Annotated in this window: 1 protein-coding gene; it reads left to right on the forward strand. The window is 42.8% G+C overall.

Annotated elements, in window-relative coordinates:
- Positions 1-1211 (forward strand): IS66 family transposase (locus tag L652_RS0107360; RefSeq protein ID WP_024596131.1); only part of this gene is annotated, 1211 nt, incomplete at its 5' end.
- Between the last annotated feature and the right edge of the window lie 339 nt (positions 1212-1550).

A 1550-nucleotide genomic window follows, 5' to 3' on the forward strand; every position in this document is an offset into this window, starting at 1 on the left:
TTGCCGAAGAAGACAAGGTGTGTAACTGCTGTGGTAATGAGTTGCATAAAATGGGTGAAGACGTCAGCGAAAAGCTCGACTTCGTCCCCGCAAAGATAAAAGTCATTGAGCATATTCGCCCAAAGTACGCGTGTCGTGAATGTGATAAGTCAGGGTCGAATAACAGTATTAAACAAGCCAAGATGCCAAACATGGCCATCAACAAAGGCATGGCCACGTCCAGTTTATTAAGTCAAATCATCACCAGCAAATATCAATATGCACTGCCACTGCACAGACAAGAGTCGATGTTCAAGCAATACGGCATTGAGCTTAGCCGTAAAACCATGAGTGACTGGGTACTCGCATCCGCTACCTTGTTTGAACCGCTGATACAACGACTGAAACACGCGTTACTTAAACAGCCTGCGATACATGCCGATGAAACGACGGTCAATGTGGTCAACGCCGACAAAGTAAAAAGTTACATGTGGCTATATTGTACCGGCACGGATTCGCCATCGGCTATAAATAAACACAACCCAATACCAAACATTGTGCTTTACGACTATCAAAACAGTCGGGCAGCTTCCTGTGTGGTTAATTATCTGGATGGCTATTCGGGCTATTTACAGGTTGATGGTTATCAAGCGTATGCACAAACGCAATCAACACTCGTTGGTTGCTGGGCCCATGCACGTCGTAAATTTATAGAAGCAAAACACGTGCAGGGTAAAAACAAGACAGGCAAAGCCGACGTAGTCTTGAGTCTTATTCAAAAACTGTACGGCATTGAATCAAAACTCAACGATAAAACACCAGAACAAAAGCATGAAATAAGGCAAGAGCAAGCGAAACCTATTATCGATAAACTGCATAAATGGCTAGAGCAAAACCAGCCACGTTTAGTCGGGAAAACCAAGTTAGCAGAGGCAGCAACCTATCTCGCTAATCAATGGCATAAACTTATAGTTTACCTTGAAAATGGTCAGCTTAATATCGACAATAACCGCGCCGAGCGCGCTATCAAACCATTTGTTATTGGCCGTAAGAACTGGATGTTTAGCCAAACCTCACGCGGCGCAATAGCAAGCGCTCACCTATACAGCATCATCGAAACTGCAAGATCCAACGGCTTAACGCCATTTGATTACATCATGCATTGCCTCGATGAGCTTTGTCAGCCTGAGCCAGACATAGAACAATTATTGCCTTGGAATATCAATATCTAGGTGATGATCACCGGACGTTTACTAAAGACTAATTAAAAGTACAACAAGGAATATGGAGCGATTATGGGTTTGGTTTTGTAACAAAGTGTAAATAGATTGATATAAAAATTAGGTATAAATGAGGGTATTAATTTGTGGTTTTATTCTAATAACACTGCACTTTCCTATCTAAGTAGTAAATGACATATCTAAGAGATTGGTACTCTTGATAACGTCGTGCATAGAGAGTGCGGTGTCACACTGCTTTACACAATACTTAAAATAAGTAAGTGGCGTCCCCAAGGGGATTCGAACCCCTGTTACCGCCGTGAAAGGGCGGTGTCCTAGGCCTCTAGACGA

Source organism: Pseudoalteromonas sp. TB25 (assembly GCF_000497995.1).
GTDB classification, from domain to species: Bacteria; Pseudomonadota; Gammaproteobacteria; order Enterobacterales; family Alteromonadaceae; genus Pseudoalteromonas; species Pseudoalteromonas distincta.